Here is a 21,439-nt window from a genome sequence, read left to right as displayed (position 1 = left end):
GAACGCCATGGTCGAATTCCTCACCGGGCTGCAGCCCCTTCAGACCAGCGAAACCGACCCCGACCTCATGATCTCCAGGATCCAGGAACTGGACCGCTCGCAGGTCATCGACCGGGTCCTCCTCGGGTACTCCGCCACCTGGCCGCACAACCACGCCACCGCACCGTTCGCGCTGGCGATGTCGGAGAGGTTCTCGCCGATCGTCGCGCACCGTCCGGGCGTGATGGCGCCGGTGGCCGCCGCGCGCTACTTCGCCACCCTCGACGTACTCGCCCGGGGCAGGCTCGCCATCAACGTGGTCGTGGGCGGCTCCGACAAGGACCTGCGCCGCGAGTCGGACGACCTGCCCAAGGCCGACCGCTACCGGCGGGCGGTCGAGTACCTCGACATCATCCGCCGCGCCTGGTCCGAGACCGAGCCCTTCGACCACCACGGCGAGTACTACACGGCCGAGGCGGTGAAGCTGCGGACCAAGCCGGTGCGGGGCCAGGTGCCCATCTTCATGGGCGGCGAGAGCGCCGACGCCGTGGACTTCGGCGCCCGCCACGCCGACCTGTACATGCTGTGGGGGGAACCGCTCACCGGCACGAAGGAACGCATCGACCGGGTCACCGCGGCCGCCGAGCGCCACGGCCGTGCCATGCGGTTCTCGCTGAGCCTTCGTCTGTTCATCGGCGACACCGACGACGATGCCTGGGCCCGGGCCCGGGCCGTGGAGCGGCAGATCGCCGAGGCCGCCGGAACTCCGACCTTCCTGCGCTCGTCGTCGACCGACACCTCCGTCGGGCGGCAACGGGCTCTCGCGCTCACCGACCACGAGCTGCACGACGACTGCTTCTGGACCGGGCTGACCAAGCTCCTGGGCGGCTTCGCCAACTCCCAGGCGCTCGTCGGCACCGAGGAGCGCGTCCTGGACACCCTCGGCAGGTACCGGGAGCTCGGAGTCGACGCGTTTCTGGTGACGACCGGCGCCGAAGCGGCCTGGGACCCGTCGTTGGAGGGCTTCCTGGCCCGGGCGAAGAAGGAGCTGGCATGACGGTATCCATCGCCCGGGGCAACGGCGCCCCGGGCCTGGAGGGATTCTCCGACCTCGCCGACGGCACGGTCGGCGGGCTCATCGCCGCCCGCGCCGCACTGCACCCCGACAAGCCCGCGCTCGTCTTCGAAGACAGCGAACTGACCTACGGCGCGCTCGACGCCGCGGTCACCGACGTGGCACGCGGTCTGATGTCGGCGGGCGCCACCCCGGGCTGCTCAGTCGGGATCTTCCTGCCCAACCGGCCCGAATACCTGCTCGCCTGGCTGGGAGCGGCGCGCGCCGGGGCCGTCGAGGTCCCGATCAACATCGCCTACAAGGGCTCCTTCCTCGACCACGCGCTCCGCAGCACCGGCGTGCGGGTGCTGGTCACCGACGCGGCCCTGCTGGAACTCGTCGCCGACCTGCCGGACGTACCGCACACCCTCGAGACCGTCGTCCTGCTCGATGGCGACCGCCACCGCCGCACCCCGCCCGGGGTGACGGTACAGACCTGGAACGACCTGCTGACGGCCGGTGACCCGGCGGTGGAGCTCCCCCGCGTCGCGCCGCGGGACCCGGTCGCGATCATGCTCACGTCCGGAACGACCGGACGCAGCAAGGGAGTTGTCCACCCGCACCTGATGCCCCTGGTCGCCGCGCGCGAATGCGCGGCGCAGATGGCCACGACCGCCGATGAGCGGCTCTACACCTGTCTGCCGCTGTTCCACGGCGCCGCGCAGATCAACATATCCCTGCACGCCTTCTACGCGGGGGCGACCGTCGTCCTCGGGCGCCGGTTCAGCGCCAGCGGGTTCTGGGACGAGCTGCGCACCCACCGGGTCACCCAGTTCAACGCGCTCGGTTCCGTCCTGCCGATGCTTCTGGCGCAGCCCCCGTCCGACCGCGATCGCGACCACCGGGCGACGAAGGTGTTCGCAGCGCCCGCCCCGCCGCAAGTGCTCCATCCGTTCGAGGAGCGCTTCGGCGTCCACGTCGTCGAGGGCTACGGGCTCACCGAGATCAAGAACGTTCTCTACAACCCTCTTGGCGCCCGGAAGGTCGGCTCGCTGGGCCTGCCCACCGCATCGTCCGTTCTGGAGATCCACGACGAGTCCGGGCACCGTGCCGCGCCCGGCCGGGCCGGGGAGATCGTGTACCGGCCCCGCCTGCCGAACATCATGTTCTCCGGCTACCACCGCGATCCCGAAGCGACGCTCGCGACCATGCGGGATCTCTGGTGGCACACCGGCGACCTGGGTTACGCGGACGAGGACGGCTACTTCTACTTCATCGACCGCAAGAAGGACGCGTTGCGCCGCCGCGGTGAGAACATCTCCTCCCACGAGATCGAATCGGTGCTGCTCGCCTGTCCCGGCGTCATGGCCGCCGCCGCCATCGGCACACCGTCGGAGCTGGGCGAGGACGAGGTCCTCGTCGTCGTGCAACCCGAACCCGGCCACGAGCTGGATTTCACGAAGCTCTTCGCCCACTGCGACCGCTCGATGCCGCACTTCATGGTCCCCCGCTACTACCGCGTCGTGGACCGGCTTCCCGTCACCCCGAACGGCAAGGTGCGCAAACACCAGCTGCGTGACCAGGGCCGCGCCGGAGCCTGGGACGCACTGGCCGCCGGGCTCGCACCCACCCGCCACGCCTGAGGAACCACCATGTCCCTGACCGACGGAGTGCGCATCCGCGAGATCGCGCCCCGGTTGACCTTCCAGGACCACGCGGTCCCGACCGACGTCAAGATCGAACTCGTACGGCGCCTGATCGATGCCGGCGTCCGCGGGTTCGAGCTGTCCTCCTTCGTCCGGCCCGATCTCGTACCGGGCCTCGCCGACGCCGCGGAGGTGTTCGCCCGCGTGCCGCGGGTGCCAGGACTCAGCCTCGGCTGCTGTGTCGGCAATGCGCGCGGGCTCGCCCGCGCGGTCGACGCCGGGGCCGACACGGCGCATTTCCTGCTCTCCGCCGACGAGGATTTCGCCCGCGCCAACACCGGACGGTCCACGGCGGACTCGTTGCGCGAGCTGGAGCGCATGGCCACGTACGCCGCGAACGAAGACATCCTTCTCGGCACCTACGTCATCTTCGCCTGGGGTGGGCCGACCGGCCCCGCACGCACCGGCGAGGATCTCCAGCCGCTGGCCCGGCGGCTCCTCGACATCGGGGTCGAGCATTGGATCCTCGCGGATTCCTCCGGCTACGCGGCACCGCCCCAGATCCGCGAACTCGTCAGCGCCGCGCTCACGCACGTACCGCCCGGGAACCTGACCGTGCAGATCCACGACGGCCGCGGCATGGGCCTCGCCGCCCTGCTCCCGCTCCTCGAACTCGGCGTACGCGCCATCGACACCTCCCTCGCCGGCAGCGGCGGCCACCCGGCGATGCCCGGCGTCCAGGGCGGCGGTCTGTGCACCGAGGACGCCGTGCAGATGCTCGACCTGTGCGGTGTGGACACCGGTATCGATCTGCCCCGCCTCATCGAGACGGCGAACTGGCTCACCGGCGAGATCGGCGTGCCCGGCAAGGGGTTCGTCCGGCGCACCGGTCGTGTGCCGAGCACGGCCCGCCCCGGCGATCCGCTCGCCTTCACCTGGTGACGCCGGACGAGAGCTCGCGCCCGGTGCGCCACCGCCACGCCGACCCACGCACATCGATGTCAGCAGCACGAATCAAGGAGGACCAGTGACGCATACCCGTACGCCCACATCGTCGTCGCCGGCGCCGGGCTGACCGGCCTCTCCGCGGCGATTTCCGCCCGGGAGGCCGGCGCCCGCGTTGTGCTGCTGGAGAAGGGCGGCCGCGACCGAAGCCATGTCGGCACCTCATCCGGCCTGACGACCCGGCGCGGGCCGGGGACCTTCCCGCGGGGGCTCCTCCGCGGGTACTCCCCCGCGAGGGCTCCCCCGCGGCCACGGTCATCCGCGCGTCTACTCCTCCGGGCGGCCCATGTCCCGGAGTTCGTTCTCCACCACGAGCGCGGCCTGCCGCAGACGGCCGTCAGTGGCGACGATGTCGTCCCGCCCCAGCGTGGCGTTCAACGTGTCGCTGATCTTGAGAACCTCGTTGCTCATCTCCTCCAAGGCGGCCAAGCCTGCCTCGGTGACCTGGAGCGAGAGCGCCCGTTCGCTCTCCGGATGCGCGGCGCGGGCTACGAATCCGCGATTCTCCAGTTGTGTGACCATCCGCGTCATGGTCTGCGGCCGCGCATAGCAACGGCGTGACAGCTGAGCGAGGCTGAGATGGGGCTGATTGGCCAGGATGCGCAGGGCGGTGTAGCTGGACAGCGTCATCTTCCACGGACGCAGTCGCGTGTTCCCGATCCTGGTGACCGCCCGCTCGAACCGGAAGACCGCATCGATCATCGAGGACGCTTCGTCCATGCCGGCGGCGGCGCCGGTCGGCGAGCGACCGTCGTCGAACGGGTTGATGTAGGGGAGAGCACTGGACACCCGTACAGCATACGGCCCGCGGGCCGGAACATCAGCATGCTTGCATTAGTGCTAAGCATCCTTCTATTTTGTAAGCATGCTTACAAAGGCGAGCTCACAGCAACCGGGCCCCGACACCGCGCGTTTCCGGGCCGTCCTCGGCCATTTCCCCAGCGGCATCACCGCCATCACTTCGCGCGATGCGCGGGGCGGGCCGGTGGGCATGACCGTCGCGTCGTTCACCTCCGTCTCACTCACCCCTCCTCTCGTGGCGTTCCTGCCCGCCAAGACGTCGTCGACCTTCCCGCTCATCGCCGAGCGCGGCACCTTCTGCGTGAACGTCCTCGCCACCGGCCAGGAGCGGATCTGCCGCGCCCTGTCGGTGTCGGGAGGCGACAAGTTCGCCGAGGTGCCCTGGCGGCCCGGGCCCCACGGAGACCCGGTCATCGACGGCGTGGTCGCCTGGATCGACTGCGGGATCGAAGCCGTGCACGACGCCGGTGACCACTACATCGTCATCGGGCGGGTCAACGACCTCGACGCCGACAGCACGGCCTCACCCCTGCTGTTCTTCCGCAGCCGCTACAACCACCTCGTATCCGCGTGACCGGCGGGCGCCGCCGACAGCCTCGGGGCCCGCCCCGGTATCAAGCCCGGTGCCGAGGACGACGGAGCCGACTGCGCGGTGCCCGGTCCGGACGCCGGGACCACCGACTCCAAACTGCCCGACCCCTTCACCAGGCTGGACGGCACGCGCATCACCGCCAAGTCCGACTGGCGGTGCCGACGGGCAGAGATCAAGAAGCTGGCGGAGAGGTTGGGGGCGGACACGGTCACCATCAAAGCCTCCGGCGCCGCAGTCATCTCCTACGACCCCCTCGCCGTCGGCAGAGAGGGCACTCCACGGAACAACAAGCAAGGCGCGTTCTACAGCGTCTACGGCTCATCGAGCAGCACGGGACTGCTCATGGCCTGGGCCTGGGGTGCGAGCCGGATCATCGACGTCATCGAGCAGTCGGGCGGCGGCATTCTCAAGGTCTCGGGCAAGAAGGCGGGCAACCTGGCCGAATGGCGGAACTGGCAGACCCCGATCTTCACCGGTCAGCCCTGACGCCAGTGGCGTAGCCCGGCGGCCGGATCGGTACGCCCTCCGATCAGCGGTGCGGATGGGCGTCGTGGGTGAGGAGGGCGAGCTGGACGCGGTTGTCCAGGTCCAGTTTGGCCAGGGCGCTGGAGAGGTGGGCCTTGACCGTGCCGAGGGAGAGGTGCAGGCGGGTGCCGATGTCGGTGTTGGACAGACCTTCGGCGACCGCCTCGGCCACCTCGCGCTCGCGTTCGGTGAGCAACGCCAGCCGCTGCCGGGCGTGTTCGGCGCGGTCGCCCGGCCCGCCCGCCGCGTGCCGGATGAGGGCACGCGCGGCGGACGGCGACAGCGCGGGCTCGCCACGGGCGGCCCGCCGTACCGCTTCGACGATTTCCTCGGGCACGGCGTGTTTGACGAGGTACCCAGCGGCACCGGCGCGCATCGCCTCCAGCACCAGGCCGTGTTCGTCGAAGGTGGTCAGCACGATCACCTGGGGTGCCTGGGCACCGTGGCGGGTGAGCTCGCGGGTGGCCGCGAGGCCGTCCATGACCGGCATCCGGATGTCCATCAGGACCACGTCGGGCGCGTGTTCGCGGACGGCCGCGGCCACCTCGGCACCGTCCGCCGCCTCCCCCACGACCTCGATACCGTCCGCCCCGCGCAGCATCATCGTCAGCCCGGTCCGCACCAGGGGGTCGTCGTCGGCCAGCAGCACTCGGATCATGGCGTCACCTCGCGGGCCACGGTAGCCGGGCGCGCAGGGTGAAGGTGCCGTCGGCGGCGGTGTGGTCGAGAGTGCCGCCGTCGAGACGCACGCGTTCGGCGAGCCCGGTCAGACCCGCGCCGGTGCCCGGGACGACCCCGTCGGCGCGTGGCACGGCGGGCAGCCCGTTGCGGACCTCCACCGTGAGGCCGCCGCCGGGACCTCCGGCCAGAGTGACCCTGACGGGTGTGCCGGGCGCGTGCTTGCGGGCGTTGGTCAGGCCCTCCTGCGCCACGCGGTAGACGGTCCGGTGCATTTGCGACCGCAGGTCGCGGACGGCGTCGGCGGTCAGCTCGGTACGGAAGTCCACCGGCTGCCCCGTGGCACGGGCGTCCGCGACCAGACCGTCGATGTCCGCGATCCGTGGGAGCAGCGACACCGGGTCTCCGCCGCCCTCCGCCCGCAGCAGGTGCAGCACTTCCTGCAACTCCTCCACGGCCTGGTGCGCGGTCCCCCGGATCACCTCGGCACTCTCGGCGACCTCGGCACTGCTCAGCGCGGGACCGGCGCCGGCCTCCGCCTGCCGGGTGCGGTAGGCCAGCGCGCCCGCGTGCACCGAGAGCAGCGAGATGCGGTGCGCCAGCACGTCGTGCATCTCACGGGCGATGGCCTGGCGTTCGCCGCGGCGGGCGTCGGCGAGCCGGCGCTCGTGTTCGGCCCGGGCCCGCTCGGCGTCCGCGCGCAGCCGCTCGACGAGCAGCCTCCGGGAACGCAGGGCGTTGCCGGAGGCGAAGGCGGCCAGGAGGTAGGCCAGCGAGAAGGCGGCGTCGAACCACAGGTCGTCAGCCGCTCCCGACAGCAGCAGACCGGAGGGCACCATGCACACCACATACGCACCGAGCATCAGCAGCGCCTGCCGCCAGCGGAGGCGGAGCGCGAGGTTGGTGACGATCACCGCACCGGCAGGCAGAGCGCTGGTCGCCAGCGCCACCGCGGGCAGCCCGATCAGCGCCACGGCGAGCGGGAAACCGCGCCGCCACCACAGCGCACAGCAGGCCACGAGTCCCAGCAGCGGGTCCAGTTCCGCCGCCCATCCGGGCAGATCGCCCTGCTCCTTCACCACGCCGAGCACAACCATGCCGAGCAGGACGGCCGCGCAGAAGAGGACCGCGTCCACCGCCCGGTCGCGCCAGGTGCGCCCGGCCGGGAGGGCGGAGTCGAGGCCGTTGGTCATGCGGTGAGGGTATGCGGGCCGCGAAGGGCGGCACATCGGCCAACCGGCCAGATGTCCCCTGGCCATTGGTCTGACTCCCACCGCCTCCTCCTAGGCCATCGGCGAATGGTGCCGACCCCGATGACCCCCGCAGGCTGTTCCCATCCGGAAGACGGGAGAGAACGAGATGGGTGCAGCCCAGGTCAGCAGGGCGCGGTTGCTGCGGGTCGCGGGGGCCGTCGCCATCGGCGCGGCACTGCCCGCCGGGTACGCCGCCGCGACGGAGTGGCGCGACAGCACACGCGCCCCGGCCGATCGGAAGCGGGCGGGGGACGCCCGGCCGGGCGGGGTGCGCTATCGCGGGGTCGTCTACGAAGTGGGCGAGGGCGAGACGCCGGCGACGGCGTGGAGCGCGGCACGTACCCGGGCCGACCTGCGGACGATCCGCCGCGAGTTGCACGCCGACACGGTGAAGATCACCGGCGATGGCGTCGAACGGCTCACCCGCACCGCGGCCGAGGCGGCCGAGAACGGATTGCACGTCTGGCTGGAGCCGACCCTCGGCGATGTGCCCGCTTCGGACATCCTGGACCACCTCGCGGAGACCGGACGGTTCGCCGAACGACTGCGTCGGCAGGGCGTGCGGGTGCATCTGAACGTGGGCTGTGAGTTCCTGCTGTTCGTCCCCGGGATCGTGCCCGGCGCCACCGCGACCGAGCGGATCGAGAACCTGGTCAAGGGCGACTACGACCCGGTGAAGACCGCCCAGCGGTTGCGCCGCTTCACGGCACGGGCCGCCGCCGTCGGCCGCTCGGTCTTCCGCGGGCCCCTGTCGTACGGGGCCGCGCAGGACGAGGACGTGGACTGGGGCCTGTTCGACCTGGTGTGCATCGACTACTACGGCTGGTTCCCGAACCGCGCCGGGCACGTCAAGGAGCTGCGTACCTACCAGCGTCACGGCAAGCCGCTCGCGATCACCGAGTTCGGCTGCTGCACCTTCGAGGGCGCACCCCGACTGGGTGGCATGGCCTGGGATGTCGTCGACTACGCCAAGACGCCACCGCGGGTCAAGAAGGGGCTGGTGCGCAGCGAGCACACACAGGCGGCGTATCTGACCGATGTGCTCGACGTGTTCGAGTCGATGAATCTGTACGCGGCCATGGCCTACACCTTCGTCACGCCCGACGCCCCACATCGCCGCGAGCCGCGACTCGACTTGGACATGGCCGCCTACAGCCTGGTGAAAGTGATCCGGGACCGTCCGGCGGAGCCGGATTCTCCCTGGCGCTGGGAGCCCAAGGAATCCTTCCGGGCGCTGGCCGGCGAGTACGCCCGCCACCAGCGGCGTCCCTCACGACCGCGGCCACTGTGACACCCCGGGCGTCTCGTCGGGGCCGGTGCGGGCGGTCCCGGCAGGTGAGTGCGCACCTTCGGCACCGTACCGGCGCAGCAGCCACAGGCCGTACGCCAAGTGGAAGGCGTACACGCTCGCCTCCCACCAGTCCGGGGCCGAGCCGGGAGAGCGGATCTGGAAGAAGTCGTCGAGGCCATGGACGATCGCCATCGGCCAGATCGAGCCGATCGCGTAGCGCAGTGCGGCACAGGTGAAGCCGAAGAATCCGGCGGACAGCATCTGCCAGAGCGTGTCGTCGAGCGGGTCGCCGAAGAACAGGAAGTTCTGGATGTGGCCCGCTCCGAAGAGGACGGCGACGCCGACGGCCGCGCGGACCGGACCGAGTGGGCCGAGGGTCTGCTGGACCAGTCCCCGGCTGTACATCTCCTCGTTGATGCCGACCCACAGCAGCGACACCAGGCCGCTGATGACAACGGTCGTGCTGCCGTCGAGGCCGGCCACGGAGTACGAGCAGGCGATCAGCAGCATCGGCGCGGCCGGCCACCAGCGGCGCGGCCGGCCGAGCGTGGCCACCCCGGAGGCACGCAGCCGGCCCCACCGCCACAACACGAGCCACACCCCCGCGGCGCAGATGGCGTTGACCAGAGTGGCGCCGAGGTCCGGGTACCAGGAGGGCGCGAGTGGAGGCAGGATGACCTCGGCGAAGAGCAGCAGCACGGTGTGCCATGCGAACGTCAACTCCACCGCGCCCCACAGTGGATGACGGATGACGTGGTCTTTCCACGACTGCATCACGGGGACGAGCGTAGCCGCGGGCGCGGGAAAGAGAACGCGGAGCTTTCGGTGGTCGAGGTGATCCGGTCCTGCGCTGCTACTCCGGCTGGACTTTCGGCACTGGGTTTCCTACGCCGGGCGGGCCCGGCGGGCGCGGTAGGCACGTTGGCGGCAGGCGCCGGAGCAGTAGGTACGTGGGCGGCCGGTGGAAGCGGGGCGGGAGACGGGGTTGCCGCACTGCGGACAGGGAGTTTCGTAACGTCTCGAGGTTTCGTCGCGGCAATGGGGCTGGTTCCGGACGAACGTCTCGATGCTGTCCAGCACGAGCCGGAGGCCGAACTCGAAGCCACGGTCGCGGGGGTGATGGAGGGCACCTGCGGCGCGAAGGCTCGCCACCACCGGATAGCGCGCCGGGACGAAGACGGCGTCCCAGAAGTGGGCGCGGGCGGCCCACCACTGCTCGTCGGTCAGGCCGGAATGGCGCTCGACGGCGGCCGCGTCGAGGGCGTCGCGGGCGGCGCCACGCACATAGGCGTCGACCATGTCGAACACATTGACCAGGGCCTCCGGGGGCAGACCGGTCGCGGTGAGCACCCGCAGGACGGATTCGTACCAGGCGAAGCCGTGGGCGCCCAGGGCGGGACGCCCGACCGGAAGGCGCAGGATCCAGGGGTGACGCTGGTAGAGGCCCCAGTCGGCGCGGGCGGACAGCTCCAGCCGGGTCCGCCAGTCGCCCGGCGCGGCATCGGCCGGCGGGACTTCGCTCATCACGGCGTCCGTCATGAGGTCGAGCAGTTCGGCCTTGCCGGGCACGTACCGGTAGAGCGACATCGTGGTGCAGCCGAGCCGTTCGGCGATCCGGCGCATGGACACGGCGGCAAGTCCAGTTACGTCGGCGATCCCGATGGCGGTGCGCACGATCTGCTCGAGGGTGAAGGCCGGGCGCCGCCCTCGGTTCGGGCGCTCGCCCAGGCCCCAGAGCAGTTCCAGGCCGCGCACCGCGCTCGCTTCCTCGCTGTGGCCGGATCGCATCCGCCATCACCCCGCCAAACGTTGACCACCACTCAGCGTATGCGTACAGCATAAACAATGAAATCGAACCGAATGACTCGCTCGACCATGGTCCTCGCCTGTCTCGCCGCCACCCTCTCCGGGACCCTCGCCGCCGGACCTCAGGACCGGGCAGTGGCCCTGTCCCGGGAGCCGGTCGGCATGGACCCGGCCTGGCGACAGCAGGTGCTCCGCGTCCCCGGCACGTTCGTGCGGCCCACATCGGTGACCGTCGAGGGAGACGGTGGCACCGTCACCGGCGCCGACGGGGCGTTACGGGAGGACGGCGCGGCGGCGATCCTCACCACGACCGCGCCGCGGGGCGCGCGGCTGGTGATCGACCTCGGCGTACTGGCCGGAGGATACGTCGAGTTGGGGGTCCGGCGGGCGGCGGGCGCGCCGATCAGAGCGTCGTACGCGGAGGCGCGCCAGTACCTCGGCCCGGACGGGGACGCCGATCCCGACCCCGACGGCTTCTTCTACGGGGGCCGGTCCCTGGGCACCGACGACGATCCCGACGGACGTGCGGACGTCTACGCCCCGCCGCGCGGATCCACCGTGCTGCGCAGCCCCGGTCTGCGCGGTTCCCAGCGGTACGTCGCGATCACGCTGGACGGACCCGGCTCGCTCGCTCTGGACTTCGTACGGGTGCGGCAGACGACCTTCCCCGGCGCGTACGACGGGCACTTCCTCTCCAGCGACCCGGTGCTCAACCGGGCCTGGTACGCGAGCGCCTACGGCCTGGATCTGTCGACGGCCCGTGGACGACGTACCGCCGTGGGGCGGCCGTGGGTCGTCATGGACGGCCCCAAGCGGGACCGCACCGTGTACGCGGGCGACGTCCAGCTCGTGGCCCTGGCCGCGTACCAGCAGGGCGGCGCGTACCGCCGCGTATTGCGCGACACCATCAACCTGTTCGCCTGCCAGCAGCGGCCCGACGGCACGCTTCCGGCCACCAGCCTGATCGATGTGCCGTGCGAGCCCGGTGACCCCGGCCCGCCGGACGGGTCGCCGGCCGGGTTCGAACCGCCGGGCGCGGCCGGGAAGGTCCGGCTCGACAGCTTCACCCTCCTGTGGGTCGTCAGCGTGGCCGACTACCTGCGCTTCACCGGGGACAGGGCCTTTGTGCGGCCGCTCCTGCCCGTCGCACGCCGCGCCCTGCGGTTCTTCGGCGAACACGCCCCGAACGCCGACGGCGGGCTGTTCCGCACCGCCGATTACGACGGGCTGCCCGCCCAGAACTGGCACACCCCGGACCGGGCCGCCGGCGTCGACGCCACCACCAACGCCGCCTACTACGCGGCGCTGCGCTCACTGGCCCGGCTCGAACGGTCCGTGGCGGGCGACCGGGGCGCCGCGGCGGCGCTCGACCGCCGGGCGGACCGGGTCCGGGCCGCGCTCCTCACCAGGCTGTGGGATCCGGCGGCCGGGGCGATGACGCTCAACACCGACGACCCGCGCCGCGACCACACCGCCGATGCCAACGCCGCCGCCCTCGCCTTCGGGGTGCTCGACCGCCCGCGGGCCCGGCGCGCCATCGCGTACCTGGACACGCACCTCAGCGGTCCGTACGGCACGCTCACCACCCGGCACACCGACAACCCCTACATGACGCGGTACATCTCCCCGTACGTGATGGCCCAGGAGAGCCTGGGCCGGTTCCGCCACGGGGACGGCGCCGGAGCGCTCGGGCTGATCCGCACCGCATGGGACCACATGATCCGCAAGGGTCCCGGAACACCGTGGGAGGAGGCCGGTGCCGACGGGAAGCCGGCCGTGCCCCGGCCCGGCACATCACTGGCCTGGGGTGGACACGTCGGCATGGCCCACGCCTGGAGTACCGCGGTGCCCGCGCTGTCGATGAACGTGCTCGGCGTCCGACCGCTCGCCGACGGCTACCGCGGGTGGGCGGTGGAGCCCGATCCGGTCGACCTGGGCTGGGCACAGGGCGACGTCCCGGTGCCGGCGGGCACGTTGTCCGTGCGGTGGCGGCGCGGGGCGGGCGACGACTCGTTCGTCCTCACGGTCCGGGCACCGGAAGGCACGGCCGGCCGGGTCGCGGTTCCCCTCCTCCGCAAGGACCGCACCATCGCCGTGGACGGCCGGATCGCCTGGCACAACGGCCGCCCGTCGGGGGACGCGGGCCGGGGCGCCCACCGCGTGGGCGATACGGTCGTCTTCGAGGGGGTGCGTGGAACCGCCACCTTCGCCTGGGCGGGGTAGGTCACCGGTGTGCTCCGGTCACCCGCGTCCGGCCCTGATCGGGGGCGGCCGCGCTCGTCCGCGACGAGACGCGGGCCGCCCCGCCACTCATGCGGTGGCCGCTACCTCCCTCACATCCACGCGGTCGAGCCGTCGGGGCGTATCGGCACCTTTCGTCTCCAGGTGACCCAGTCGTCCGTCGTGAGGGCGGACTCGTCGATCTCGATGCCCCACCCCGGGCGGTCCGGGCGCAGGGCCAGGTGACCGTCGACCGGCAGATAGGGGTCGGGGCACCACGACACGTCGTCCGGCTTGTACTCCAGGATGCCGAAGTTGGTCGTCGCGGCCGCGAAGTGCACGTTTGCCGCGGTCGCGAGCGGCCCGAGCGGATTGTGCGGCGAGACCGGGACGTAGTGGGCGTCGGCGATGGTGGCGATCTTCACCATTTGGGTAAGGCCGCCGACAACGCAGACGTCCGGCTGCACGATGTCGGCTCCACCGACGCTCAGCAGGGCGAGGAACTCGTGGGGAGAGTACAAGGATTCTCCTGTGGCCAGCGGCACGGCGATCTCGGATCGGATCCGGGCCCAGGCGGGGATGTGCTCCGGCCGCACCGGTTCTTCGAGGAAGAGCGGCTGGTTGGGGGCGAGTACGGCGCCGAGGTCGACCGCCTGCCGCGGTTCCCACAGACAGGCGTGCGCGTCGAAGGCGAACTCCCACTCCGCGGGGTGACTGTCGCGGACTTCCCCGAAGTACTCGCCCAGTTCGCGGACCAGGAGCCCGAACCGGGTGCGGTGCAATTCCGCCCGGTAGGGGCTCAGTTTGAACGCCGTGAAGCCGAACCGGTCATGCAACGCCGCGGTGGTCTCGGTCAGTTCGCCGACGTCCGGCGCGGAGTACAGACCGGCGTAGACCCGCACCCGATCGCGTACGGCACCGCCGAGCAGTTGGTAGACGGGCACCCCCACGGCCTTGGCCGCGATGTCCCACAGCGCGTGGTCGATGGCGGCGATGGCGGCCAGGCCCAGCGCCCCCTGGGGGAAGCGGCCGGACTGCAGGAGGAACTGGTTGATCCGGCCCGGGGACCGGGCATCCATGCCCTTGATCTGCTCGAACAGATAGTCGAGCAGCGGCGGGTAGGCCAGGTCGGGGCCATGGTTGTACACCTCCGACCATCCGTCGATCCCCTCCTCGGTGGTGATCTTGACCAGGACTCGGGGCCGGTCGCCCACCCGTTGCCGGAAGGTCTGGAGAGACTCGATCCTCATGCCACACGCTCCCCGGCCGTCTCGGGCACCAGGGAGCGCCATCGCGCCATGGAGTCCGCGACCTCGCGGGCACGGGCCTCGGACAGCGGGTGGCTGGGGGGACGGACGTCCCGTCGGCACAGCCCCATCTGGTGCATGGCCTCCTTCACCACCGACACGTTGTCGGCCGAGGCGTCGCGGGCCCGCAGCTCCTCGAAGTGGCGGATCTGCCGCCAGATCCGACTGGCGGTGTCGTAGTCGTCGTCGCGGAGCGCGGCGAGCAACGTGAGGGAGACGGCAGGGGCGACGTTGACCAGGCCGGAGGTGAAGGCTCGTGCCCCCGCCTGCCAATAGGCCGGAGCGTATGACTCGGCCAGGCCCGCGATCCACAGCAGCCCCTCGGCGGCTTCCGCCCGTGTGGTGGCGAACGCGACCGGATCGGGGACGGAGTACTTCAGCCCGACGACATTCGGCGCCCGTTCCACCAGGCGGGTGATGTGTGCACCGGTGATCGCGCGCTTGGTGAGGTAGGGCAACACCGCGGTGTCGGGCACGGATTGGGCGATCCGTGCGTTGTACTCGACCCAGCCGTCCGCCGCCAGGTACGGCACGACGGGCTGATGGATCATGATCGCGTCCGCACCCGAGTCGCGGGCGAAGCGCGCGTCGGAGATGGCCGTCTCGATGTCGAGCCCCACTCCGGCGACGATCGTCGTGGCACCTGCTGAGGTGCTTGCCGCGGCGCCGTCGCGGGCCGTGAGGACGCACGCCAGCACCTGGCGGCGTTCGTCCGGGGAGAGGGCGTGGAACTCACCGGTATTCCCGTTCGGCGTGAGCACGGTGACCCCGTTGCGGATCAGGCGGGCTGCCAGCGAGACGGTCAGGTCGTGGTCGACCGCTCCCTCCTCGTCGTACGGGACGACGGGGATCCCGATGACGGTGCCGAGTCGCTCGATCAGTCGGGCGGTGTTGAACGAGGCGTTCACGAGGTGGTCCCTCCATGCTGCTCGGCGGCGTCCGCCGGGTGGTCCTGGCTCTCGGTGAGGGGCTTGACGCGTACCCAGAACAGGTAGATCGCCGCGCTGGCCAGACAACTCGCCGCCGCGCCGAGCAGCGGGCCCACATAGGACCCGTCGCTCGATGCCAGGAACAGTCCGATGGCGATGGGGCTGAGGAGGTTGCCCACCTGAGAGCCGAAGTTCTGGAAGCCGGCCACCGCGCCGACGCACTCCGATGATCGCGCCACTTCCGCCGGGAGGCTCAGGATCGCCGCGCCGGCGAAGGAGTGGGCGGCGCTGCTGACCGTCAGGACCACCATCAGCACCACATTGCTCTGGATGAACGGGGCAAAGCCGATGCAGGCGCTCAGGCCGAGCCCGGCGACGATGGGAACCTTCCGGGCCAGGTTCGGAGAGGCTCCGGACGCCAGCATCCGGTCGGACACGATGCCGCCGAGCACGGTGGAACCGATCGCGATGAGCGACGGGATCCACCCCACCATGCCGAAGTCCGCTTCGGAGAATCCACGGTCGTCGAGCAGATAGCTGGGATACCACGTGAGGAAGAACGCCCCGGCGAGCGAGCGGAACACATAGCCGACCGTCAACGCCCACACCTGGGAGTCGGTCAGCAACTCCCGCCACGGGACGGTGACACCGGCCGATTCCACGGGCGCCTCCCCGCGCCGGTCGGACCGGATGAGGGCCAATTCCGCCGCGGAAACGCGCGGATGCTCCTCGGGTTCGCGGTAGACGACGGCCCACCCCACGAGCCACAGGAGACCCGCCACACCGATCACGACGAAGGACAGACGCCAGCCGCCGAACAAGGTCAGCGCCGTCACCACCGGTATCGATAGCGTCGTACCGATCTGCTGGCCCATGTCGAACAGGCTGGACGCGAAGGCCCGCTCCCTGCGCGGAAACCACCGCGAGACGATCTTGATGTTGGCCGGCTGCACCGGCGCCTCGCCGATACCGAGGCCGAGGCGGAACACCATGACCGATCCGACCCCGCGCGCGAAGGCCATCAGCGCCGTCCAGATCGACCACCAGCCGACCGCGATGGGGTAGATGACCCTCGGACCGAAGCGATCCAGCAGCCAGCCGGAAGGAATCTGGAACAGGGCGTAGGTCCAGAAGAACGCCGAAAGCATCACCCCTTGCACGGCGGAGCTGATGTGGAAGTCTTCCGACATATGAGGCATCGCCACGCTCAGCGCGGCACGGTCGAGATAGGCGATCGTGAGGCCGAGCGCCGAGAAGCCGACGATCGTCCATCGCATGCGGCTGTGCTGCCGAGACGGTGACACCGGGGATCTCCCGGCCTTGGACAAGGGCACGCTGGATAGGGGCACCATCGCTCCCGAAGTTGGATAGGCTCCCCCATAGAGGGAGCATGGAGACTCTCTGTCGCGGCCCGGGATCTTGGCGGTGAACGGGCCGCATCTCACATCGTCAGTGGATGAGCGGCTGCTGTCTGTTCAGTCGGCCCGGCTGTCGGCCGAGCGGCCGGCGCGGCTGACGTACCCCCGTAACGTAATGGACATGGAGCCACCAATCCGGGCATTACAGCCTCTCGTATATGACGTACGATGCACGACGCGATGAAGGTAGAAGCGCTCAGGAATATTCGTCAACGCTTTTGACAAACTCCGTGGCCGGGGCCGACGGTGACGGCGTGCCAGTCCTGCTTCAGCCTTCCGCCCGCGGCTGCCCGGTCTTGCCGAGGGTGTTCCGGGTGCGGAAGTGGAAGGCGCACCTGGCTGTCGCCCGCCACGCATCGCGCGGTCCACGAGGCGCTCCGCGGCGACACCGTGCTGGATCACCGGGTCCACGAGGCGCTGACGGAGACCCTCGCGGAGGGCCCGCTGCTGCCCGACCGGCCGCCGGCCGAGCCGGGGGTGGGCACACTGGGCCGGTACGCCGCCCAACGGGAAACCGACCACATCCCCCGACGACGAACCTCGAGGCGGCTTGCCGAAACGGCAAGATTCCTCGCCACTTCGTGACACCTGTGCCGATACTGGCCCCGCCGACACCGAGGGCCGCCCGAACGAGCGCCACACGAGGAGTACGCCGTGCCCACCGCCTCCCGCCGCAAGGACACCCCTCCGCCCCGCACCGCGAACAGCGAAGCGGACGTCCTGCGCGGATTCCTCGACTATCTGCGTGTCTCGATCGCCGCGAAAGTCGACGGAGCCGCGGAACCCCAGGTCCGGACACCGGCAGTGCCCTCGGGCACGAGCCTGCTCGGCCTGCTCAACCATCTGATCGCCGTCGAGAGCGCGACATTTCTCGGCGAGAAGATCACTGATTGGCAGGCGACGCTCCGCCCCGCCCCTGAGGACAGCGTCTCCGACGTCGTCACGCGCTACCGGGCGACCGTCGAGCGCGCGAACAAGGTGCTCGACGCCTGCACGGATCTCGGCGCGCCACTGCCCCGGCCGGGGCGTCCGGGCCCGGCGCCGAGCGTTCGCTGGGCACTCACCCACATGATCGAGGAAACCGGCCGCCACGCCGGTCACGCGGACATCCTGCGCGAACTCATCGACGGCAGCACCGGGCGCTGAGCCTCCTTCCGCCTGGCGCTGTAGGCGGAGAATCCGGCGAAGGACATCCGGCCGCGCTGCTGCTCATCTGGACGATCGCACCGGAGCGCCGGGCCCTCATCGCGGGAAGCAGAGCCCTGACCAGGACGTCGACCCTGCCGTGACGGCTCACCACGTCCCGCACGGTGGCCTCGATCCCGCGGCCTCGGTGATCGCCTGGCCGAAGCCGCTGGAGCGCCAGCTCGGCGCGCCGCTGTTCGTACGGGACGGCAGGAGTGTCCGGCTCACACCGGTGGGCGCCGCGCTGCTGCCGCACGCCCAGCAGGTGCTCGCCGCGTGGGACGCCGCGCGGGACGCGGTCGAGCAGGCCAAGGCCGGGCAACGCACGACCCGCATCGTGGGATGAGCACCAGTCCGGGCCGCGGCGGTCTGCTGCCCGGGACGTGGTCGACTTCGCCGACCTGCTGGACGAGCCGTTCCTCGCGCTGCCGCCGAGCGACGGGGCGCTGCGGGACTACTGGCTCGCCACGGACGCCCGTGACGGCAGGCCACCGGTCGTCGGTGCCGAGATCGCCAGCACCGAGGAGACGTACGAGGCGCTGGTGGACGGGCGCGGGGTCTGCCTGCCGCCCGGCGGGAACGCACCGCTCATCACCCTGGGCGGCGTCGTGACCCGGCCGGTGCGCGGCATCTCGCCCAGTCAGCACGCACTCGCCCGGCGCGCCGACGACCGCCGTCCCCTGGAGCTGGACTACGTACGTGCGTGCAGGGAGGCGACCGGGCAGTCCTCAGCCGGAGCCTGACCTGGAGTCCGCCGCCTGGCCGGACCACACCCGTCAGGCGGCCCGTCCACGCGACGCATGGCATTCCCGGTCGCGGGGCGTCACGCCATGCCGACGACGAGCAGGACGAATGCCGCGATGATGACGCCGACGCGCAGGCAGTGGAACCGGTTAGGACGCGACAGCCACGGGCATACCGGGAGTGTCACGAAGGAGCTGCTAGCGTCCGGCACCGTGAGCGACAGCGTGTACGTGGGCAATGCGGGCAAGGATGCGGCACTGGACCGGGGGTGGCTCCTCGGACACTTCAAGGACGTCGGCGATCCGCGCCACAGCGAGGCCGTGGAGATCAAATGGGGCGTCCACCCTCGTGGCGACGAACGGGCGGAGTGGGTGAGGGGCGAGGAACGCACGGCTCTCCTGGTTCTCATCAGCGGCCGTTTCCGCGTGGAACTCCCCGGCCGCGACGTTCTTCTGGAAGAGCAGGGTGATTACGTCGTGTGGGGGCACGGAGTCGACCATTCATGGTTCGCGGAGGAAGAGTCGGTGGTGCTGACCGTCCGATGGCCGTCCGTGCCCGGTTACGCGGTGGCAGAGAACGGTGAAGCGCGGCCGCGGAGCTGAGTACGCCGGACACCATCCGCTCCTCGGCCACTGAAGACGGGGAGATCACCATGACACGCGATGCCGACGAGGGGCTCGTGGCCGCACACCTGGGCCTGCCCGAGGCCACAGGCAGCCGAAGGATGGACTGGGCGGCGATGCCGCGCGAGGTGACGGCTCGGATCGGGCGGCTGCTCGGCAGCCCGGTGGCCCATGCGATCAGCCAGCGGGGCGGGTTTTCCGAGGGGCTCGCCGCACGAGTGCGTCTGGAGAACGGCAAGCGTGCGTTCGTCAAGGCGGCCGGCTCACTGATGGCACCGGCGGTGGCGGACTTCCACCGCCGGGAGATCGCCGTGTCCGAGCGGCTTCCCAGGGAGGTGCCGGCGCCGCGGTTGCTCGATGCGTACGACGACGGCACCTGGGTCGTGCTGGCCTTCGAGGAGATCCTGGGACACCTGCCCGCCCAGCCGTGGCAGCGGGAGGAACTCGACAGAGTGCTCGCGGCAGTGACCGACATGGCGGAGGTCCTGACGCCATCGCCGGTGAATGAGGCGATCCTGGGCAAGCCGCGCTTGGGAGGATGGCGGGCGATGGCGGACGACGCCGCTGTCAGGGACAAGCTCGGGGAGCTGTCACCGTGGGCGGCCCACCATGTCGACCAACTCGCCGCCCTGGAGGAGAGCGCTTCGCTGGCCGGCGCCACTCTCCTGCACGGAGACTTGTACCCGTTCAACATCATGCTGACCGCGGACCGTGTCTTCGTCGTCGACTGGCCGCACGCCTGGATCGGCCCCCGTCACTGTGACGTGGTCACCCTGGTGTCGAGCGCCTCCCTCAGCGGCGTGGACCCGCGGCCGATCGCCGAGAACCACCCGCTGACCCGCGATCTCGACCCCGTCCAGATCAACGAGGTGCTCGCCCTGCACGCCGGTTTTCTCCTGCGGACCGCTGCCGCGGCCGGGTCGGCCGCCGATCCCAACATCGTGGCCATGATGAACGCATTGGGCCTTGCCTCACTGCGCTGGCTGCGCAGTGCTCAGCCGTAGGCATACCGGCGACCGGGCGGGGCGGGCCCGTCCGGTCGCCGGGGTGGTCAGCCTGTGGTGTCCCATTTCCAGGCGCCGCAGTCCGATCTCGAACAACGACAGGACGCCGACTTCCGTCACCGCGACGCGTGCGCGCCGTTCGTACGGTCGCGATGGTGCCCCCTGCCGCGAGAACGGTTCGTGGCGAGGGCACCATCGCGTGGGCTATCCGCCGGCCGCTGTGAACCGGGTCGCCCGGTAGGGGTCCAGCACGTCCACCCTGACGTCGTCCAGGACCTCCGTGGCCAGCAGTTGCGCGAGACAGGGGCCGAGGGTGATACCCGCGTTCGTGGTGACGCTGTGGACGTTGTGGTACTGGGGGCTGCGGCCGATGACGGGCAGGCCGTCGGCGGGAACGATGCGGCGCCCGACGGTGACCTTCTCGATCTCCGCCCGCCGCAGCGGCGGCAGCACCGCGGCCGCGTCGGCCAGGAGCCCCTCGCCGTCCAGCCCCGCCGGGTCGGAGACCGGCGTGCCGGTGTAGTGCCTGGCCAGCACCACCCGCCCGTCCGTGCGCTGGATGGCGTGGATGTCCGAGGAGAGCAGTACCCGCTCCAGGAAGGGCGGCAGCGGGGCGAGATGGACGATGGTGCCGGAGGAATCGGCCAGCGGCACGGTGACGCCCAGCGGGTCCAGCAGTGCGGGCGAGTCCGCACCACAGGCGACGACCACGTGGTCGCACTCGATCCGCCCGCTCGAGGTGACCACGGCGCGGGCGCGGTCCCCGGCGCCCTCGACAGCCGTGACGTCGGCGCCGTAGCGGAAGTCCACCCCGAGCCTCGTGCCGGCGTCCACCAGTGCGGCGACGGCTCCGGCGGGGTCCACGGACCCCTCGTCGGGTGTGAAGAAGCCGACGGCGTCGTCGGCGACGACGGCGCCGGGGAGCAGCTCCCTGGCCTCGGTGGCGGTGATGGCACGGGAGGGACTGCCCCAGGCCAGCCGACGGCGCAGGTCGTCGCGGAGAAGGTCGTGTTCCGCGCCGTGGCCGGGTGCGAGCTGCACCGTTCCGCCCCAGCGGACCGCCAGGGCCTCGCCGATCTCGTGGTGCAGCCGCCGCCAGGCGCCGAGCGCGAGACGGTGCAGTCCGAAGTAGTGCCGGGACGTGCCGTCCGACAGCGAGGTGCCGTTGCGGAAGTACGTCTGGTTGGTGAGCCAGGCGAAGGCGGCGGACGTGGCCCCGGCCGCGGGACCCTCGCGGTCCAGGACGGTCACACGGGCGCCACTCAGGGCGAGCTGCCGGGCCAGCGTCGTACCGACGATGCCGGCGCCGACGACCACCACGTGGGCGGGGGAAGGGAGGGGTGGCATGAGTCTCCTTGCTCGTTGTGGTCTGTCTGCGG

19 protein-coding genes and 2 pseudogenes are annotated in these 21,439 nt (G+C 71.0%); 12 read left to right on the top strand and 9 right to left on the bottom strand.

The window, feature by feature from the left end:
* Nucleotides 1-7 precede the first annotated feature (7 nt).
* From ACZ6TD_RS45000 to ACZ6TD_RS44985, 4 genes and pseudogenes are all read left to right on the top strand, one after another.
* The gene (locus ACZ6TD_RS45000; RefSeq protein WP_471347612.1) at nucleotides 8-1,036 is read left to right on the top strand and encodes an LLM class flavin-dependent oxidoreductase; all 1,029 of its coding nucleotides are present in this window, start codon (nucleotides 8-10) and stop codon (nucleotides 1,034-1,036) included.
* Nucleotides 1,033-2,676, top strand: a complete 1,644-nt coding sequence (locus tag ACZ6TD_RS44995; protein WP_471347610.1) for an AMP-binding protein — start codon at nucleotides 1,033-1,035, stop codon at nucleotides 2,674-2,676. Before ACZ6TD_RS45000 ends, ACZ6TD_RS44995 begins: the two co-directional genes overlap by 4 nt.
* Before the next feature lie 9 nt (nucleotides 2,677-2,685).
* Nucleotides 2,686-3,621 (top strand): beta/alpha barrel domain-containing protein, encoded by a 936-nt coding sequence (locus ACZ6TD_RS44990; protein ID WP_471347608.1) that lies wholly within the window; start codon nucleotides 2,686-2,688, stop codon nucleotides 3,619-3,621.
* Between the two features lie 108 nt (nucleotides 3,622-3,729).
* A pseudogene (locus ACZ6TD_RS44985) lies at nucleotides 3,730-3,906 on the top strand (FAD-binding protein); the annotation flags it as partial.
* A gap of 45 nt (nucleotides 3,907-3,951) precedes the next feature.
* On the opposite strand, the gene ACZ6TD_RS44980 reads toward ACZ6TD_RS44985, so the two are convergent.
* Complete coding sequence (locus tag ACZ6TD_RS44980) at nucleotides 3,952-4,473, bottom strand: MarR family winged helix-turn-helix transcriptional regulator (protein WP_471347606.1); 522 nt, start codon at nucleotides 4,471-4,473, stop codon at nucleotides 3,952-3,954.
* 76 nt (nucleotides 4,474-4,549) lie between these two features.
* Between ACZ6TD_RS44980 and ACZ6TD_RS44975 the strand changes: the two genes are divergently transcribed.
* Together ACZ6TD_RS44975 and ACZ6TD_RS44970 are read left to right on the top strand one after the other, a co-directional pair.
* Nucleotides 4,550-5,059: a flavin reductase family protein gene (locus tag ACZ6TD_RS44975; RefSeq protein ID WP_471347604.1), complete on the top strand. Its 510-nt coding sequence runs from the start codon at nucleotides 4,550-4,552 to the stop codon at nucleotides 5,057-5,059.
* A gap of 78 nt (nucleotides 5,060-5,137) precedes the next feature.
* On the top strand, nucleotides 5,138-5,563 hold the full coding sequence (locus ACZ6TD_RS44970) for a glucuronyl esterase domain-containing protein (protein ID WP_471347603.1): 426 nt from the start codon (nucleotides 5,138-5,140) through the stop codon (nucleotides 5,561-5,563).
* A gap of 43 nt (nucleotides 5,564-5,606) precedes the next feature.
* On the opposite strand, the gene ACZ6TD_RS44965 is transcribed toward ACZ6TD_RS44970, so the two are convergent.
* On the bottom strand, nucleotides 5,607-6,260 hold the full coding sequence (locus ACZ6TD_RS44965; protein WP_471347601.1) for a response regulator transcription factor: 654 nt from the start codon (nucleotides 6,258-6,260) through the stop codon (nucleotides 5,607-5,609).
* A gap of 4 nt (nucleotides 6,261-6,264) precedes the next feature.
* Nucleotides 6,265-7,473, bottom strand: a complete 1,209-nt coding sequence (locus ACZ6TD_RS44960; RefSeq protein ID WP_471347599.1) for a sensor histidine kinase — start codon at nucleotides 7,471-7,473, stop codon at nucleotides 6,265-6,267.
* 166 nt (nucleotides 7,474-7,639) lie between these two features.
* Between ACZ6TD_RS44960 and ACZ6TD_RS44955 the strand changes: the two genes are divergently transcribed.
* Nucleotides 7,640-8,824, top strand: coding sequence for an abortive phage infection protein (locus ACZ6TD_RS44955; RefSeq protein ID WP_471347597.1), 1,185 nt, complete (start codon nucleotides 7,640-7,642; stop codon nucleotides 8,822-8,824).
* Here the strand turns inward: ACZ6TD_RS44955 and ACZ6TD_RS44950 are convergent.
* Both ACZ6TD_RS44950 and ACZ6TD_RS44945 read right to left on the bottom strand, forming a co-directional pair.
* A complete protein-coding gene (locus tag ACZ6TD_RS44950; RefSeq protein ID WP_471347596.1) occupies nucleotides 8,804-9,598 on the bottom strand; it encodes a lysostaphin resistance A-like protein in 795 nt (264 codons plus the stop codon). The genes ACZ6TD_RS44955 and ACZ6TD_RS44950 overlap by 21 nt on opposite strands.
* Nucleotides 9,599-9,709: 111 nt before the next feature.
* The gene (locus ACZ6TD_RS44945; protein ID WP_471347595.1) at nucleotides 9,710-10,612 is read right to left on the bottom strand and encodes a TetR/AcrR family transcriptional regulator; all 903 of its coding nucleotides are present in this window, start codon (nucleotides 10,610-10,612) and stop codon (nucleotides 9,710-9,712) included.
* Nucleotides 10,613-10,684: 72 nt separating this feature from the next.
* Here ACZ6TD_RS44945 and ACZ6TD_RS44940 point away from each other — a divergent pair, with 72 nt between their 5' ends.
* Nucleotides 10,685-12,853, top strand: a complete 2,169-nt coding sequence (locus ACZ6TD_RS44940) for an alpha-L-rhamnosidase C-terminal domain-containing protein (RefSeq protein ID WP_471347593.1) — start codon at nucleotides 10,685-10,687, stop codon at nucleotides 12,851-12,853.
* A 110-nt stretch (nucleotides 12,854-12,963) separates the two neighbouring features.
* On the opposite strand, the gene ACZ6TD_RS44935 is transcribed toward ACZ6TD_RS44940, so the two are convergent.
* Genes ACZ6TD_RS44935 through ACZ6TD_RS44925 form a run of 3 tightly spaced genes read right to left on the bottom strand, consistent with a single transcriptional unit; the run spans nucleotide 12,964 to nucleotide 16,414 of the window.
* Complete coding sequence (locus tag ACZ6TD_RS44935; RefSeq protein WP_471347590.1) at nucleotides 12,964-14,100, bottom strand: mandelate racemase/muconate lactonizing enzyme family protein; 1,137 nt, start codon at nucleotides 14,098-14,100, stop codon at nucleotides 12,964-12,966.
* Entirely contained in the window at nucleotides 14,097-15,065 is a 969-nt protein-coding gene (locus ACZ6TD_RS44930; RefSeq protein ID WP_471347589.1) for a dihydrodipicolinate synthase family protein, read from the bottom strand. Before ACZ6TD_RS44930 ends, ACZ6TD_RS44935 begins: the two co-directional genes overlap by 4 nt.
* Nucleotides 15,062-16,414 carry an MFS transporter gene (locus ACZ6TD_RS44925; RefSeq protein WP_471347587.1) on the bottom strand — a complete coding sequence of 451 codons (1,353 nt, stop codon included), beginning with the start codon at nucleotides 16,412-16,414 and terminating at the stop codon, nucleotides 15,062-15,064. The genes ACZ6TD_RS44930 and ACZ6TD_RS44925 overlap by 4 nt, the downstream gene beginning before the upstream one ends.
* A 744-nt stretch (nucleotides 16,415-17,158) precedes the next feature.
* Between ACZ6TD_RS44925 and ACZ6TD_RS44920 the strand changes: the two genes are divergently transcribed.
* The 4 genes and pseudogenes from ACZ6TD_RS44920 (at nucleotide 17,159) to ACZ6TD_RS44905 (ending at nucleotide 20,060) form a co-directional block, all read left to right on the top strand.
* Nucleotides 17,159-17,650 (top strand): DinB family protein, encoded by a 492-nt coding sequence (locus ACZ6TD_RS44920; RefSeq protein ID WP_471347584.1) that lies wholly within the window; start codon nucleotides 17,159-17,161, stop codon nucleotides 17,648-17,650.
* Between the two features lie 208 nt (nucleotides 17,651-17,858).
* Nucleotides 17,859-18,432, top strand: a pseudogene (locus ACZ6TD_RS44915) (LysR substrate-binding domain-containing protein); the annotation flags it as partial.
* 213 nt (nucleotides 18,433-18,645) lie between these two features.
* Nucleotides 18,646-19,035, top strand: a complete 390-nt coding sequence (locus ACZ6TD_RS44910; RefSeq protein ID WP_471347583.1) for a cupin domain-containing protein — start codon at nucleotides 18,646-18,648, stop codon at nucleotides 19,033-19,035.
* Nucleotides 19,036-19,085: 50 nt separating this feature from the next.
* On the top strand, nucleotides 19,086-20,060 hold the full coding sequence (locus tag ACZ6TD_RS44905; protein WP_471347581.1) for an aminoglycoside phosphotransferase family protein: 975 nt from the start codon (nucleotides 19,086-19,088) through the stop codon (nucleotides 20,058-20,060).
* Nucleotides 20,061-20,264: 204 nt separating this feature from the next.
* Here the strand turns inward: ACZ6TD_RS44905 and ACZ6TD_RS44900 are convergent, their stop codons facing one another.
* Nucleotides 20,265-21,407: an NAD(P)/FAD-dependent oxidoreductase gene (locus ACZ6TD_RS44900; protein ID WP_471347579.1), complete on the bottom strand. Its 1,143-nt coding sequence runs from the start codon at nucleotides 21,405-21,407 to the stop codon at nucleotides 20,265-20,267.
* Nucleotides 21,408-21,439 lie beyond the last annotated feature (32 nt).

It is taken from the genome of Streptomyces yongxingensis, from assembly GCF_055597465.1.
This window is presented reverse-complemented; position numbering and strand designations above follow the sequence as displayed.